14 protein-coding genes are annotated in these 15,904 nt (G+C 64.0%); 1 reads left to right on the forward strand and 13 read right to left on the reverse strand.

What is annotated here, in order from left to right:
• Nucleotides 1-31: 31 nt before the first annotated feature.
• From ACFRAU_RS07240 to ACFRAU_RS07265, 6 genes are all read right to left on the reverse strand, one after another.
• On the reverse strand, nt 32-2,827 hold the full coding sequence (locus tag ACFRAU_RS07240; RefSeq protein ID WP_377999333.1) for a UvrD-helicase domain-containing protein: 2,796 nt from the start codon (nt 2,825-2,827) through the stop codon (nt 32-34).
• A gap of 353 nt (nt 2,828-3,180) precedes the next feature.
• Nucleotides 3,181-5,151 (reverse strand): AAA family ATPase, encoded by a 1,971-nt coding sequence (locus ACFRAU_RS07245; protein WP_377999334.1) that lies wholly within the window; start codon nt 5,149-5,151, stop codon nt 3,181-3,183.
• A 176-nt stretch (nt 5,152-5,327) separates the two neighbouring features.
• A complete protein-coding gene (locus tag ACFRAU_RS07250; protein ID WP_377999335.1) occupies nt 5,328-7,010 on the reverse strand; it encodes a hypothetical protein in 1,683 nt (560 codons plus the stop codon).
• Nucleotides 7,011-7,101: 91 nt separating this feature from the next.
• Complete coding sequence (locus ACFRAU_RS07255) at nt 7,102-8,334, reverse strand: ATP-binding protein (RefSeq protein ID WP_377999336.1); 1,233 nt, start codon at nt 8,332-8,334, stop codon at nt 7,102-7,104.
• Nucleotides 8,335-8,638: 304 nt separating this feature from the next.
• Nucleotides 8,639-9,658: a hypothetical protein gene (locus ACFRAU_RS07260; RefSeq protein WP_377999337.1), complete on the reverse strand. Its 1,020-nt coding sequence runs from the start codon at nt 9,656-9,658 to the stop codon at nt 8,639-8,641.
• 109 nt (nt 9,659-9,767) lie between these two features.
• Nucleotides 9,768-10,643 (reverse strand): hypothetical protein, encoded by an 876-nt coding sequence (locus ACFRAU_RS07265; protein ID WP_377999338.1) that lies wholly within the window; start codon nt 10,641-10,643, stop codon nt 9,768-9,770.
• A 253-nt stretch (nt 10,644-10,896) separates the two neighbouring features.
• Here ACFRAU_RS07265 and ACFRAU_RS07270 point away from each other — a divergent pair, with 253 nt between their 5' ends.
• Nucleotides 10,897-11,346 carry a LysM peptidoglycan-binding domain-containing protein gene (locus ACFRAU_RS07270; RefSeq protein ID WP_377999339.1) on the forward strand — a complete coding sequence of 150 codons (450 nt, stop codon included), beginning with the start codon at nt 10,897-10,899 and terminating at the stop codon, nt 11,344-11,346.
• Between the two features lie 68 nt (nt 11,347-11,414).
• On the opposite strand, the gene ACFRAU_RS07275 is transcribed toward ACFRAU_RS07270, so the two are convergent.
• The 7 genes from ACFRAU_RS07275 to ACFRAU_RS07305 form a co-directional block, all read right to left on the reverse strand.
• A complete protein-coding gene (locus ACFRAU_RS07275; protein ID WP_377999340.1) occupies nt 11,415-11,753 on the reverse strand; it encodes a hypothetical protein in 339 nt (112 codons plus the stop codon).
• A 3-nt stretch (nt 11,754-11,756) separates the two neighbouring features.
• Nucleotides 11,757-12,050: a hypothetical protein gene (locus ACFRAU_RS07280; RefSeq protein ID WP_377999341.1), complete on the reverse strand. Its 294-nt coding sequence runs from the start codon at nt 12,048-12,050 to the stop codon at nt 11,757-11,759.
• Nucleotides 12,051-12,283: 233 nt separating this feature from the next.
• Complete coding sequence (locus ACFRAU_RS07285) at nt 12,284-12,856, reverse strand: hypothetical protein (protein WP_377999342.1); 573 nt, start codon at nt 12,854-12,856, stop codon at nt 12,284-12,286.
• A gap of 172 nt (nt 12,857-13,028) precedes the next feature.
• On the reverse strand, nt 13,029-13,433 hold the full coding sequence (locus ACFRAU_RS07290) for a helix-turn-helix domain-containing protein (RefSeq protein WP_377999343.1): 405 nt from the start codon (nt 13,431-13,433) through the stop codon (nt 13,029-13,031).
• A 126-nt stretch (nt 13,434-13,559) separates the two neighbouring features.
• A complete protein-coding gene (locus ACFRAU_RS07295) occupies nt 13,560-14,198 on the reverse strand; it encodes a hypothetical protein (RefSeq protein WP_377999344.1) in 639 nt (212 codons plus the stop codon).
• Nucleotides 14,195-15,325: a hypothetical protein gene (locus ACFRAU_RS07300; RefSeq protein WP_377999345.1), complete on the reverse strand. Its 1,131-nt coding sequence runs from the start codon at nt 15,323-15,325 to the stop codon at nt 14,195-14,197. Before ACFRAU_RS07300 ends, ACFRAU_RS07295 begins: the two co-directional genes overlap by 4 nt.
• Nucleotides 15,325-15,879 (reverse strand): hypothetical protein, encoded by a 555-nt coding sequence (locus ACFRAU_RS07305; RefSeq protein ID WP_377999346.1) that lies wholly within the window; start codon nt 15,877-15,879, stop codon nt 15,325-15,327. Before ACFRAU_RS07305 ends, ACFRAU_RS07300 begins: the two co-directional genes overlap by 1 nt.
• Nucleotides 15,880-15,904 lie beyond the last annotated feature (25 nt).

The following is a 15,904-nucleotide window of genomic DNA, read 5'->3' on the forward strand; positions in this document are numbered from 1 at the left end:
CCCGCCCCTGCGGTCCGGAGGCAGCCGGTGGTCAGACGGGTTCAACGACCATGGAAAGGTCGTCGACCGCACCGGAACCGGTTGAATCGCCGCCGGCAAGGAGAGCCGGGCTGATGCCCTGGGCACGCTGTGCGTTCTTTTCGTCGCGCTCAGTCAGGGCTGCCACGATCCGGTCGTAGCTGCTCTGGATCGGAGGGTTCCTTACCGTGCCGTAGGAGAGCACATACTGGCTCTTCATGGCCCGGGTGAAGGCGACGTAAAACATCCGTCTGGTGTCCTGGCTCATCTTCGTGTCCTCCTTGTAGAGGACGACGACGTTGTCGAATTCAAGTCCCTTGGCACCGTGGATCGTCGAGACGACGAGATCGGCCCTGGACTCGAGGTTCCTGCGCTTGCGCTCCTGGTTTTTCTGCTTGTTGACGTTGAGCTTCTGCTGGTTGCGCTGAATCTCGAACGACAGCAGGTTGTCGCGCAGGCGATCGAAGAACACCGGGTGCGGAAGCGCACCCTGGTTGCAGAGCGCCACCCAGCCGCTGATGGCCGGGCTGTTCTCCACCCACCATTCAGAGATGGTGCGCAGGACCGCCTTTTCCACGCCGGGGTTGCCGGCGTTCTTCGTCAGCTTGTCCATGTTGTCCCTGATCCCCTGGGAGACCACGAACGCAGCGTTGTTCGGCGGAGCCTGCAGGACGTCGTTCCAGAAGAACTTGATGTACTTCGAGAAGATGTCGGTGGCGTAGACCCGGTCGCTGACGAGCGAAGCAACATGCCGGTTCGGATACCGCTGCTCCAGGACTTCCTGGATTTTGGCAACCTCGCTGCGGGCGTAGGCCAGGAAGGCAACCTGCTCGCCCCGGGCCAGGCACTTGTCCACGTATTCGGGGATGACGGTGTTGCGCACGACCGGCTGCAGGTCAGTGCCGACGAAGCCGGTCAGGCGTGCCACTTCGCGGTAGTCCAGCGTGACCTTTTCCCGGAAGGAATCCGCGGTGGGGACCACAAGCGAGTTCGCCTGCAGCTGGATGTTGGCGAACTGGTTCGTCTCCAGGCCTCCGAGCACGACGTTGGCGAAGTCCAGGATCTCCTGGTTGCTCCGGTAGTTGGTCGTGAGCCGGAAGGTTGTGAAGACTCCGGAGCCTTCCAGGGTGTTGAGTGCCCGCGGGTTAGCCGAGCGGAACTCATACAGCGTCTGGCTGGCGTCGCCGACGATGAACAGGCTTTGGGCGTGCTTGGTGACGTACTTCAGCACGTAGATGAATTCGAACACCGAGTTGTCCTGCACCTCGTCGATGATGAGGTATTTGGACTGCACATGAGCAGGCTCGGCCATGTCATCGATCCGCTGATAGCAGATGATGATCTGCAGCTCGAGCGAAGTCTGTCCGATGTGGTCGAGCAGGGCGATGACGTCGTCGAAGTGGTTCTCGACAAAGGTGTTCAGCGACGTGAAGGCACCGGTTTTGTTCTGGTCGACCTCCAGCAGCCGCGTGCGGAACCGTGCGGCGAACTGGCTGTTCGGGTAGAAGATGTCGATCGAGTTGATGATCGTGTCGATGGCAGACACCTTGTGGCCCGGGTGGTTGAGCGCATAGATGTCGATGATCTTCCTGGCGATCGTCATCGAGCCGACGTTGGGGTTCTTCTCCGTGATGTTGTCGGCCGCGGCGTTGGTGAACGACAGGACCGTGATGTCCGAAGCCGGGACCCCGCAGGCCTCAAGGTACCTGATGCGCTCCAGGATCACGGTCGACTTGCCCGTTCCCGCACCGGCCTGGGTCATCACCAGCGGCTCATGCGTGGTGAGTGCATCGAGCTGCTGCCTGGACAGGTGGCCCGGCAGGACCGGTGGCGTGGCCGGCAGGTCGGGAACCGTCAGCCGGGGCTTCATCTGCTCGAGGTGGTCGAGCGTGTGGTTCATCAGCAGGCTCAGGTTCTGCTTCGACAGCTTCGCCGCGATCTGGCCGGGGAACGTCAGTTCGAGCTGCTTGTGGATCGACCGGTAGGCCTCCAGCGGCACGTTGTAGTTCTCCAGGTAGCGCAGCTGGATGGCGAGCATGTTCAGCTGCTCGTCGGACGGGCCGGCCGGCATGTCCGCGATGTAGCGGCAGATCTCATCGGCGATTACCTCGGAGTCCCAGATGTGGGCCAGACGCGTGATGCGCTCGCAGATCGGGTACCCCCGCAGCCATTCCTCCAGCTCATCGGGATTGGCCATGGCCAGGCCTGCGCGGCCGAGCATGTCCGTGATGTACCCGTGGGCGTTTTCCAGCGGGCTGGTGTCCCATTGCAGGAACACTGAGGCATCGTGGTTGCCGGCCCCGGAGGTCTGCGGGACCAAGGTGGTGAACTCAGGCTCAGCAAGGCCCTTCCTGACGAAGTACAGCTCCATCCGGTACTGGATGACCAGGTCGCGGGTGTTCACGTCGCCTGCCTTGTTCTCGTACAGCACGAGCGCCTGCGGCGTCATGTCGAACACGACGTCCCAGTCCTGGACTGTGCTGGTGGAGGTGTCCACGGTGAAGCGGTCATCGACGTGCGGGGTCGGCAGTGTGAAGGGACCGCCGGCCATCAGGGCCCCGCGCGTGACGGGGGCGAGCGGGACAGACGAGGTGGTGATGTCGTGCTGCGTCAGGCTCTGCTTCACTTCGATGTCAGTGGCCATGGCGTAGGCGGTGTTGGTCGCGCTGTTCAGTGGCAGCAGGCTTTCATTGAGCAGCCCGGTCTTTTTGCCGCTGCCCGTGAGCTTCGAGGAAAAGAACTTCGGGTCGACTGTTTTGTTGGTGATGGCCTGGGCCGAGAGGTCGAATTCGTCGAGGAGGATAGGCATGGTGTTGCCTTTCGTGAAGTGGGAGCGGGAGGTGAGTGAGAGAAGGCAGATGAGTCGGTGCGCGCAGCCGGCATTCAGGGTCATGGGTGCGGGCATGAACACGGACGGGGCTCCCGCCAGGGGACGGGCCCCGTCCGTGTTCCTCTCAACCCACCCGTCAGGGGCCGTGAGGCCCCTGAATCCGGGGAGCGTGGCCACGCCACGTCCCGGATACCGTGCGCTACCCAGGCGCACGGCCGTTTCTGTACACACCGCACCCGTCGCCGGGCCGGCGTGGAACTCCCTGCCGGGAGTGGGCATGGGGCGACCGGACCCCCATCAGGCAGCAGGGAGAGGCGCCGCGGGGGTGTGGATTACCCGGCGTCGTCGACGGCGGGCTCCGGGTCGGGCTGCTGCGTGAGCGCAGCAGCCGCAGGGGCCCCGGGGACAGAGCCGGCCGCGACGCCCTGCTGAACGGCAAGGAGGGAGTCCTCGATCCACGCACGCACCGCGCTGCGCGCCGGCCGGGCCCCCTGCTCACGCAGGTAGGTGCACTCGGCGATGGCCCGCAGTTCATCATCGGGGATCTGATCCGGCAGGCCCGCAGCCAGGCGTGGCTTGGCAGCAACGATGCGCTCACGCTGACATGTGTAGTCGGCGCGCATGATGTCCCGGTATGCCTCCCCGTCGATGGGCCGGTAGCCCACGATGAGCGAGAAGCGTCCCAGCAGCTCGGCGTCAAACACCTCGGAGAGGGCCTTCACCAGGTTCTGGGTGGTGACCTCCACAGGAGCGCTGCCGAACCCGACGGGCCGGGTGGTCAGTGCGTCACGGGCGGCGTTCGTCGTGCAGATCACGAGTGCCTTGGAGAAGTCCAGCAGCTTTCCGTGGGAGTTGCGGATGTACCCCTCATCGAATGCCGAGAGGAACAGCCGCTGCACGGCCTTGTCGGCCTTCTCGAACTCATCCAGGAGGATCACGCGGTGCGGGTTGGATTCCAGCGTGTCGAACGGGAGCTCCTGGTTGGAGTCCGATCCGATGTACCCGGGAGGAGCCCCCACGATTTTCGCGGTGTCCGACGGAGTGTGGAACTCGGTCATGTTCAGGATGATCGGCTCCGTGCCGGTCATCTGCTCGGCGATGATTTTCGCTGTCTCGGTCTTGCCGACGCCGGAGGCCCCTGCGAGCATCCATGTGGTGGGGGTCTTTGACGGGAAGAGTGCCAGCTCCTCGCGCGCGAGCCGGTCGACAAGCTGCTCCAGCACCGCGTCCTGGCCCTGCAGCCGCCCGAGGAGGGTGGTGCGCAAGGTGGCGACGTCGAAATCTTTCCGCTGGGCATTGCCCGTCATCAGGCGTTTCGCGACGTCGAGCACCCGGGTGCCGGTCAGCGGCACCGAGGTCTGCGCCCGCAGCGCCTGGACAACGACCTGGTTGCCGGCGTTCTGTGCCTGTGAGATGAGGCGCTTCTGCTCGAGCACCCGGTCGGCCATCGCCCGGTCCAGCAGGGTGATGGCGTTGTCGGGCCGGTGCTGGCCGGCCCGCGAGTTCGCCTCGGCGATCTTCACGGTTTCGGCCAGTACGTCATCGGCGACCGTGATCTGGTGGCGGTAGTGCGCCACCAGCCCCGGACGCACGCTCTCGAGGATTTCCCCGGACTGTTCGACGGTCAGCTCATCGACAATGAGCCGGGTGAACCGGCGCGCAAAAGCCGGGTCCTCGTCGAAGCCGCGGGACTCGGTGCCCGTGGTCGCGCCGATCACGGACATGTCGCCGCGTGCGAGGGCGGGCTTCAGGATCTGGGAGATCTTGCGTCCTACCGAGTCGCCGTGGCTCCCGGAGCCGCCGGTGATCTGGTGGATCTCGTCGATGAAGAGGATGACCTTGTTTTTCGGGTTCGAGGCGAACCCGACGATGGCCTTCACTTTTTCCTCGAGGGAGCCGACGATTCCCGATCCGGCGATGATGTTGGTGATGGGCAGCTCGTAGATGGTGTGGTCCCTGAGCTGGTCAGGGATCAGGATGTCCCCGAGGGCAATGCGCCGGGCGATATCCTCGACGATCCTGGTCTTGCCGACACCGGCCGAACCGACCAGGAGCGGGTTCGGCTTGTTCTTCGAGATCAGGACGGAGAGCACCTGCTCAATGAGCACGTCCCGGAATTTGGTCGGATCTGCGCCCTGGAACCGGGCGTTGCAGTCGATGAGCATTTCCTTGACGGCGTCATCGTCAACGCCGCCTCCCCCGCTGCCGCCGCCCATGCCGGGAAACACCGGAGGGAAGCCGTTCGGGGGCGAGGTGCCGTTCGTGTCGTCGTCGGAGTCGTTGGTGAAGTTGCTGAGACCCATGTCGGGGTCCTCCTTGGGTGGGTGGTCCGGTCCCGCGGCGGGGTGAGTGCCGTTAAAAAGGCCAGGGCAAGCGGGGGTTTGTGAGAGGTGGTGGTGAACGCGACGAGCGGTGCCGCCGATCGGGGAAATGCCCCGGCGGCACCGCTCTGATGCGCGGGTACTGCAGGCCGGCGCGGTCAGATGACCATGCCGAGGAGCTTCTGCCTGATGCTCGGATCGATGTGCTGCATGGCGTCCGCGTAGCTTTTCGCAGAGTCGACCATGGAGCTCCAGTCCATCGCCGAGCAGGGGGCGTAATACAGGTTTTTCGGGTGCTCCATGCGCGTGGACGGCGGGGACCACTCGAAGTCGGTGATCATCAGGCTCAGCTGGCGCTTCCGCCTGGTCGAGGCGTTGATGTAATCCCAGACCTGCTTGAACTGGGTGCCGCCGGTGACCTTGGGCACCCGGCGGAACTCCTTCCAGATCTGCCCGACGCTCTTGCCCTCCACCTTGAGCAGCGACTCCTGTGACAGGATGTGGCTGAACGAGTTGAAGTAGAGGTTGACGTTGAGCTTCTTCGCGATCCGGATCAGCATCATGACGGCTTCCTGGTAGTTGGCCTCGCTGATCGATCCCGACGTGTCGATGTAGATGTGGATGTCCGGCATGTAGCTGACGCTGGTGATCCGGCCGGGCTTGTTGAAGTCGTGGGGATCCCGGCGGTTCGCTTTGAGGAACGTTGTCTTCGTCGTGCGGTAGACGTTCTGGGAGCGGTTGACCTTGCCCATGCGCCTGAGCACGCGGGTGATGTCCTTGTACAGGTCGATCCTGCCTGGCGGCTGTTTGCGGAACTTCACCTGGGCGGACCGGCTTCCCGGCATTCCCGGCTTCTGCTGCGCGCCCATGGCGGCAGCGCGTGCCGCTGCACGCGGCAGGCTCGTGAGCCGGGAAAGGTTCCTGTGGGAGACGACCTTTACCGGCGAGGACAGCGACTGGTTGATGATGGCCCACTCACCGGCGATCTTCGCGGACGTCGCCCGGGCATGGGCTTCAACGTTCACCAGCACCAGTGAACGCGGGCAGAACAGTTCCCCGACCGTGAACGGCATGACGCCGGCCGCGGCCGTGCTGCCGGTTTGGGCCTGGGTCCGCTGCTGCCGGACGTAGCTCATGAGCAGGTGCACAATCAGTCGGGCGAAAGAGTGTTCGTCGTTGCCGTCGGTGTCGTCCTTGCGGATGAGCAGCGACTCGGTGAGCTGCTTGAGGCTGAGCGTCGTGAAATCGGTGAGCAGCTTTGCGGTGTCCGCGGGCACGGCGGCGGCAAGAATCTGTGTCTGCTGCGCCAGCCACACCTTGAAGTCGTCAAACGCAGCCGAGGACTGGAACCAGAACCCGAGGGTGTCGGGGTGGAAGGTGTAGGCGACGGAGGCGAAGAACCCGCTTTCGTCGCTTGATCCCGCGAGCAGTCCCTTCGCAGCGGGGATGACGTCGTTCTGCACCGTGTAGATCACGCGGGGCGAAGGAGCCGGCATCCTGTTCTGCTGTCCGGCCTGGGCGGCGAAGACTTCGCCGACCGGCAGCGGGGTGCCCGGGTCGAAATTGACGAGGGTCTGTCCGAGAATCTCTTTCACGGTGCGCTCGGCCTGCACGTTCACCTGTTCACCGAGGCAGCTCATGATCAGGTCCGGGACATCGCGGCTGATGTCGTGGCCGCTGTCGTCGGCGATGACTGCCGCGGTGTTCGGGGCCAGCGGCTGCAGGAGGGGGTCGACGATCGCGCGTTGAAGTGCGGACATGGGGTCGTAGCCGCCGGTGCACGGGATGGTGTGCACCGCGTCGAGCACGGCCGGCTTCTGGTTCGTGACGGTGATCGTCATGAGTCGTGGTCTCTTTCTACGGGTGGGGGGCTGCAGGGCCGGCGGCCGGCTGCCGAAGCAGAGGGCCACCGGCCCGTCCGGCCCTGATCGCTTACAGGAAGGCCGACAGGAGCGGGCTGACAGCCTGGACGACCGGTGCGTTGACCTCGAGGAAAGCCTCGAGATTCGAGCGGTCGACCTGCTGGTTGCTCAGCATCTCGACGAGGGTGCGCATGTGCTCCTGTTCGATCTGCGAGGTGGCCAGGGCCAGCTGCTCGATCAGGCGGGAGTTGTCGGCAGTCTCCTTGAGGGCGTAGAGCAGCGAGCCCGACTTCTCGTTGTCAGTCAGCTTCGCGATCTCCCCGGCCAGGTCCGTGACGGTAGCTGCGGCCTTGAGGCCTGCGTAGCAGTTCGGGCGCGGAACGACGATGCGGTTCTGCACCGCTCCACCCGAGTTCGCCGCCAGGTCTTTCGCGATGGTCGCGACGAGCTGCGTGGTGAACATCGTGTCGCCGACAAAGGCCTCGAGGACCTCGTTGAGGACGGTCGTTTCGCGCCCCTCGATGACGGCGGGAGTCGCCAGATAGGCCGCGAGCTCCTGGCGGTCGGCCACGTTCAGCCACCGGGACAGGTTGTCGATGGTGCGCGGAGTGGTGAGCTGGTTCATCTCCTCGCCGCCGTCGAAGAGGTCCGACATCGTGACGTTGCCGTCATCGTCGTCGTCCTTGCCGTCGGCCACGAGAACGTTCGGCGTCGACTTCTGGAAGACCAGCCCCGGGAACTGGGTGAGCACCTCTTTCACCCATTCGTTCATGCCCGATCCGAGCACTCCGATGAGCGTGGGCGCGTCCGGTTCGACGTGGAAGATGGCGAAGCGCGAAAGGCTCGCCTCATCCAGGGTGGTGACGTTGCCTTTGTCGTTGCCGGCCACCATGAGGCGCAGGTTCCCGGGCAGCTGGATGTGGCCCATTTTGCGCAGGGTCACGAGGGTGAGGGCACCGGAGGTCACGTCAGAGGTGGTGCGGTTGATCTCGTCGAGGAACAGGATCGGCCATTCACGCGGATTTGCCAGCGCGTACTCGATCGCGTCCTGGATGACGTGGTGCGGGTAGAAAACCTGCGAGAAGCTCTTCCCGTCAGCCGTCGGCACCAGGCGTGCGCCGGTGAGGTCGGCCTTGTCGGCCAGCTGGTTCATGGGAAGCGTGAACGCCTTCGTCCCCGTTTCGTAGGCGAGGGCCTCGACGAAGGAGGACTTGCCGATGCCGGGCTCCCCCATCAGGGCCGGGACGGCACCGGCTTCGAGAGTCTGGCGGACAAGGTTGGTCAGTGTGTCGTTGAACTTCATGATCGTGGGCTCTTTCTGTCGTGGGTGAGGTTGAGAGGTCAGCTTGCAAAGACCCTCCGGCCCCGGCCGGCAACCACCTGGTTCCGCATGTCCCGGGCAGGCATGCCGCAGACGTACCCGTGGGCTGGTGAAATCCCCGGGAGACTGTTGATGGTGGCGGTGGAGCCCTGCTGCACACCGCCACCCGATCGCGCTTTGCGCGATCAAATCCTGTACTCCCCTGTGCCCTGCCCTGCCGCAGCATCCCCCTCACGACAGCGGCCGACGCGGGAACAAATGCAGGCGGGCAACCACCGGGCATTCATCAGGACGACCGGGCTGCCGTTTCGCGCTCTGCGATCAGGGCCGCGGCCCTGTCCAGCAGGAAGGGACGGCCGTTACGGAGCTGGTTGTGTTTGGGCCTGGCCGGGATGACTTCCAGTGATGCCCGGTAGAGCAGCCAGGCTGCGTCGCTGGAGGAATACTCGACGCCGTAGGCGCTGTAATCTCGCAGCTGTGTCCTCAGCCAGCCAAAAAGTGAGGCCAGGACTGAGAACTCCCAGCGGGACATGTCGTGGTTGAAGTCCGCCGCTGACTTCAACTGTCCCCTGGCGTTGGCCACGGTCTGCTCCACGATGGCCTGGGCGTACGGGATGTCGGGCATGACTGCCGTTGTGTCAATGGCAAGGGCTGTAGCGCCCGTGCCTTCACGTGCCTTTTCTGCAAGCTGTGCGTACAGGGCCTCAATCGAAGCGAAGGCCGGTTGGGAGGCCATATTGCGGACGTGGCCGGCGACGTTGCCGGGTATGGGCTCACGGGTGAAGGTGGTCCAGTGGTCCAAAAGCAGTTCATACCAGCCGTGCTCTTCGCGCAGGACCCGCTTGCCTGCGGCGATGGGGAAATCATGGAAATTCGAAGGCAGCCCAATGACGAGGTGGTAGCCGCGTCCGGACATCGACAGCTCTGAGTAGAGGATGCCGGGAAGCCGCAGCAGGTCCGCAGCAACGCCTGGCGGGCAGGCTGGTTCGATGTCGACTACAAGCAGACCGTCGGTCTGTGCCTGCAGATAGAACGCAGTGTTTGCGGCTTCCGGGATCGCCCGTGTGAGTTCTTCGAGAGTGACCAGGCAGGCTTCATCCGTCGCCCAGGCACCCCGCAACCGGCCGGCGTCGATGAGGTGCCGTACGTCGATCGGGGCCTTGCGGGTGGGCGGCTTGGCTGGGTCACTCGGGTCGTCATCTCCGATTTGGCCGGAGATCGTCCACCGGGCTGCCTTCGATAGGGTTTGGATCGCCGGATTGCCGTAGAACCGCGGAAACCATGATCGGGGGTCGGCTGTGGTCATGGCAGCACCCACGCTTTCGATCTGAAGGGGCGAAGCAGGAAGGCAGAAAGACAGGACCCCCGTACAGCACGCATGCCGGTACGGGGGGCCTCATTGGTGGTGGCCGCGATCAGCCCTGGTAGTGGATTCCGGCCTGCTGAGGCTGGACGGTACCGGCCCAGGGGCCGGCAGCTGCACCAACAGGCGAGCCGGCGTCCTTGAGGGATTCGTTCTCGGCCTGAAGTCGTGCGAGCTTCTCCTCGAGCGTCTCCGACGCGGCAGGAGCAGCCACCGCGGTTGCGGCAGCCGCCGGATCCTGGACCTCGCCAGGAGCAGCGGCGGGCTGCGGAGCCGGGAAGGACAGGCCGTCCTCGTCGTCGGAACCCACGGGAACCGCCTGTGCATCGCCGGCAGGCGTAGCTTCCGCGGCCTGGAGCTGGCGCGGCGGGGAGTTGAGTACGATACCGCGGGCGGCGAGTTCGTTGGTGTCGACGCCGCCGCCGTTGTAGTAGACGGGCTTTCCGTGCACGATCACCTGTTCGAGTGCCAAGCCCCGGTTGTTGAAGTTCTTGGGCTTGAACGTGCGCAGCACGAGGGTCACATCGACGCCCTGGGCGAGCTCCTGGCCGGAAGTGTCCTGGTCGTAGGTGCCGTCATCCTTCCCGGAAGGGATGACAATGACCGGCAGGCTCGTGCCCTTGGAGTCGATGGAGTAGTGCAGGCCCGTGTCGGGGTTTTTCTTCGAGGCATAGCGGCGCTCGGCGACGAAAGCTTCCTCAACCGTCGGATTGGCCGGGTCGGCGGACTCGACTTCGGCTTCGGTGATTGTCGCGGTCGTGTGCGGCTTGCCGATGGGGCTCATGCCGTTCTGGATCTTGCGCTGGTCGCTTGCCGCGAGTTCAGCGCCCTCGATGAGCCGGGTCAGCCGGGCGAAGGCGAGCTTGCCACGGATGAAGATGTTGCGGCCCTCGGTGAGCTGGCTGGCGGAGACGGAGTAATTGGCCATCTTGATGACTTCTTTCTGTTTGGTCTGTGCTGATCTGGGGATTCTGTGATCTATCGGGAATTATTGAGGTCTCTCGGACTGCCCTGTCGCATTCTTATTCCATATCGACCCAACTAAGCTATGAGTGGAAGGACAGAGTCGGACGCGGACGGTCCGGTATGCCATTCGCAACGGAGAGGCGACAGGTATGACAGAAGATGTTCAGAGCCCGCCGAAGGTGGGATCAGGCCCTTCGGGGCAGGCGCGGACCGCCGTGCAGAGCAAGGTCGGGCCGATGGGTTTCGGCAACGGACCAGTCATTGCAGCAGGAGTCATGCTGGGAGGGTCGGTACTTTTTGCCGGTTGGGGCGTTATCCAGATGGCCCCGGCAGATGATCCCCGCGTTGCGGCAATCGAGGCACCGGCTGGGCCCGCCGGCGGCTCCGTTACCGTGACGATGTCGGACGCCGATCGAAACGGCGTGGCTGACGCGCCCGGGCAGAAGAAGCAGGAACCGCCGGTTGCAGCGCAGCCGGTTGCATTGAAGCCGGCGCCGGCGCCTAAACCGGAGCCGGAGGTTTACACCATTCAACCCGGCGACACCCTGACTGCGATCTCTGCGGAGACCGACGTGCCTGTTGGTCAGCTGGTCGAGGCGAACAGGATCCAGAATCCGAATCTGATCTATGCCGGATCAGCACTGCTCATCCCGCCTGTGGCGTGAGCCGGGTCCTGTCCGCTGGCGCCCAATGCCCCGGCAGCCATCAAGGCCACCGGGCCATTGCTGTCCCGTCAGGGCTGGTTTTCTAGACGCTGCTGCAGGGACTGCAGCTGTTGGATCTCGGCCCTCATGCGGGCGACATCGTCAGCTTCATAGTCACGGGGATAGTCGAGCTTGTACTCCGAGAGCAGTTCGATCCTGGAAGCGATGAGGCCGGGCAGGTCGAAGGTGTCAACGATGGCCTGGGCAAGCTCACCCAGTCCCTGCCCGTACCCGATTCCGTTGCCCAGCGCCCAGCCAAAGGCTTCAAGGCAGCTCTCGCCGTCGTCGATGGCGATCCCATGGGCGCTGATAACCTCGTTGGCAGCTTCTTCAAGTGCTGCTTCGACGGCGGGGACTGGCTCAGCCATGGGCTACTCCCCCGCTTCGGTGTTGTCATTGCCGCCCGCATCAGCTTTGGCGACCGGAGTCTGGATGCGGAGGCATACCTGCAAGGCCTCGACAGGAGTATGGGCCTCACCGCGTTCGAACGAGATGAGCTCGGTCCAGCCAAGCTGCGTGAGGGTCCCGATCGCGAGCTGGTCTGGGTCGCTCTCGACGGCCCGGTAAAGCCCTTCACCGGGGACTTCCCAAATGGTCAAGCCGGGGCGGCGCACATCCTTCGGGCGTTGGTACTTGACGGGCACTTGCGCAGCATCAAGGGGCATGGGGAGATCACTCCTGGGATTCGAAGATGTCGGGGATGGCCGGGACACTGCACAGTTCATCCTGAGTAGGCGGCGCAGCGGTGCGATGCACGCGCGCCCCACACGGAACATCCCCCGGGAACGGCGTGAGCCGGTCCCCGACTGTCATCCGTAAGCTCCCGGACAGCTAAGACCCCGCCTCAGCGGATGCCGGAGCGGGGTCTGATTGCGTCCGAAACGGAAGTACCTGCTGCTCAGGCAGCGTCCGTGTCAGCAGCGTCGCCGAGTTCATCCGCATGGCCGGGACCCTCGGCGACGTCGTCCTTTCCGAGCAGGAAGCCGCGAGCCTGGCCGCTGGCCATCATGTCGCCGAGATGAGCCACAAGCACCGCCCGCTGGGTATTCCCGCGGTCGTCCCCGGGGTTATATTCCCGCAAGGCGTGCATGTCGACGACCCAGCCATTCTCACGTGCGATGGCTTCCTTCAGCTCGGACCCCTCGGCGACCGGCATGCCGGTGTAGTCGTGATCGAATTCCGCCGTGACGTCGAGCCGCTCGTTGGCGTCGTCGACGTAGAGGGTGTCGCCGCGCAGCAGCCGTCCCTCGCGATCGAAGGCCGAGAGGAAGACGCGGTCAGCCCGCGAAGTGTTCTCGACATGGACGGCGACTACGGACTCGTCGGCGATGAGGTCAGTCTGATTTAGGCGCGCATGGGTTCTGGCCCTGTCCTCGTAGCACCACATGAGCGTGCGGGCTTCCTCGAATCCAGGGAACTCGTCGGAATCGGATGCTTCGGGCTGCAGGGCGTTCATGGTGTACTCCTTCACAAGGCGTGTTCATGAGGCGTGACGAGGCCCGTGCGCAGCATAGTCGGGCTTTGATTTAATCATTCCATACGAATGGAAAACTTTCCACTGCCATGTCATGTGATCGAACGAGTTCCACTACGAGTGTGATGTTCGCGTACCAGACGGACGCCCCGGCCCTTCGGCTTCGGCCCTATTTGCCGCGGGAAGACTGTGGCGGATCATCGAGTTGCTCACTCTTGCGGGCGAGCTCGACTATTGCCCGGATACTGGACAGGGCACCATCGCTCAGGCCGTGGACGCGCAGGGCGATTGTGCGCTCTTCCTTGGTCAGTTTGTGTTCGATGGGCGACGTCGGCTCATTGCCCTCGTCGAGGAAGTAGGACAGAGGCACGTTGAAGGCGTCAGCAAGCGCACGAAGGTGCTGCAGCCGGGGGTTCTCAGCCTGCCCCGAGCGCAACTGCTGCAGGTAGCTCAGTGACATTGTCGAGATGCCCCGCTTCTCCATCCTGTGGATGATCTCCTGCAGCGTTACCGGTCGGCCTTGGGGGCCGGCGGTTTGTGCGAACAGGCGTTCCAGTTGCCGCGCAATGGTCACGGAGTTAGTCCTCCTCGTGGACTCGGTCGTGTATCGGCCGCCGCGATCTCGCCAAAGCAGCACCGCTCACTATTTTAGTGGAACATCTTCCACTGCAGTGGATTCTGCCCTCCGCCGGTCGAAGCCTTAACCGATTTCAGGTAGGAACTGCTGGGCCGCGAACATTACGAGGAAGGCGAGCCCCGTACCTAAGACGACTTCGACGAGTGTGTGATGGCCCAGCTTCAGGCGTGCGAATGTCACCACAGGCAAGAGAACCGGGAGCGCGAGCAGCCACCAGGGCGAGACTAGCGTGGCAGCGACGACGAGGAGGGACGTCAGGCAGAATGCGTGCATGGAGACCTTCGGGCCAAGAAGCGTCACCGTCCCGGTGATGACGAGGCCCGTGATCATGGTCAGCAGGATCCAGAAAAGGAGGCCGGGCGCACTCAGGAGGAGCGTCGTGGCGATGGCGCACAACACGGATCCCACACAAACGAGGAAGACCCACCACCGCTGTTCGCGCCGGGTGACGTGCCGGTCAGTGAGGCGTTCGCGTCGCACGGCGATGTGGATGGCGGTCATCGGAATCACCGCGCAGAAAGTGCCGAGCAGGATTCCCCACCCCAGGCCAGACCATGCGTGCTGGCGTCCGGCGACGCCGCACAGGACACAGATGAGGAACACGGACACCGCGGGTGCGAAGATGTCGCTGAGGATCCGGGCGGCCCGGGTTGCTGGATCAGCAGGCGCGGGGGCATGCGCTTTCGTCTGGTGGTGGCTCATCGTCCGTCCTGCCCGCTCATGGCGCTCATGGCGCTCATCGCGACGCGGATCTCGTAAATGCTCTGCACGGAAGTGGCCAGGTTTTCATCGTCTTTCAATCTGAGGGTGCGCAGACGGCTTAGCGCGCGGGTGACCCATCCGAGCCGGGGCACCGCGTTTTCGCCGCTGAGATGGCGCACCAGTCCCGCGGACAGATGCGGATCTTCGGGATGCTGCCCATGCAGGGGCTCGAGCGCCGGATCGGTGTCCTCACGGATGAGCCTGAGGGCGTCGTGGGTCTCGATCGTGAGCCTCGAGAGCGTCATCAGCTGATCGAACTCCATCTGGTCTTCCCGCGGGAGCTTGACGTCAGGGTGGAGCGTCGTCGCCGTCTGCCACAGGGGTACGACGACCTCGTGCGCGAGACGAAGCGCGAGCCTTTTCCGTACATCGATGCTGATGCGGCGCGTAACACCCGTGGCGAGTCCGACGAAGAAAAAGCTGACGACAGCGACAAGGAGCTGCGTTCTTACCTCGGTTCCTTCAAGGACCGGGCGGCCGAGCAGGTCCAGGAGCGAGGAGCCGATGAACAGGGCAGATCCGAGCGCTCCGGCGAAGACGAATGCGACCGGGAGGCTTGCAGAGAATGGCTGATTTCTCTGGGTCATGGTGCGCCAGCAGCCGACGGCGACAACGACGGTCGCTGCAGCAAACGCACTCAGGTACAGAAAGTTGTAGGAGACAAGGGGCCAGGCCCGGCCTTGGGCGAGGGCATCATCGATATCAGTCCGGTCGTAGATGGTGCCGTCGGCATGGACGGGGATGAACCACACCAGCACGGCTTCTCCCAGCGCGATAAGCCCGGCGAAGACGTAGACCGACCGTGTTGCGCGCCGGGAGAGCGGCATGGCGCGGAAACTGAAGATGAGCAGCGCCACGGAGACCTGGGCGGCCAGGATGGCCAGGCGCTTGAGGAGGTCGACGGCGGGGCCGTCAACGGGGGGCTCCATGCCACGACAGACCGTGGCAACGAAGAGCGCTACGCACGTGACCCGGAGCAGGTTGACCCGGCGCCTGCCCCCTTTATACAGGGCGGAGACGATAACGATCAGGCCCATGGTGATTCCGACGATAATGATTTCGGTCATCAGAAGCCGCCGTTCTCGTCCGATCCTGACAGGAAGGCAAGGACCTCGCTCCGGTCTTCGGACGCCCGCTGCCTCCGGTGCAGAGCATCCATCAGCCGCATACCAGTGGTTTCGGCGCGCTTTTCCACGGGGTCGTCGAACATGCTGCGAAGATGCGTGCAGTCGGAGTCCGCCTGGACGTCGCCATGCAGGATATGCGCGTACTCGTGGAGGATAGTCTGCTCCTTGTTAAGTGGCAGGAGCTTGGGGTCATAGAAGACGTGGGCCACCCTTCCGATCACGGTGGTGAGCCCGCTGACCTCTTGGTGCCGCATCTCATCAGGGATGGGCTTGACCATGATTCCAAGGCCGCGGACTGAGGCGATGGCTTCGCCCAAGGCGTCGAGGGTCAGATCAGCTGGCCATTCGAAGACGTCGAGCTGATCCCGGTCCGCGGAGCACGGGGTGGCGTCGATGATGGCGGCTTCATTGCCTCGGAGCCGCTCGAACAGTGAGCGATAGGACCGGAGGTGCCCAGGCTTTGCTGCTGGGACGAAGGGAATGAAGGCAGGCATCAGCGTTCCTCTAGTGGTGAAGAGC

The organism is Arthrobacter sp. NPDC056691 (assembly GCF_042791415.1).
Lineage (GTDB): Bacteria > Actinomycetota > Actinomycetes > Actinomycetales > Micrococcaceae > Arthrobacter.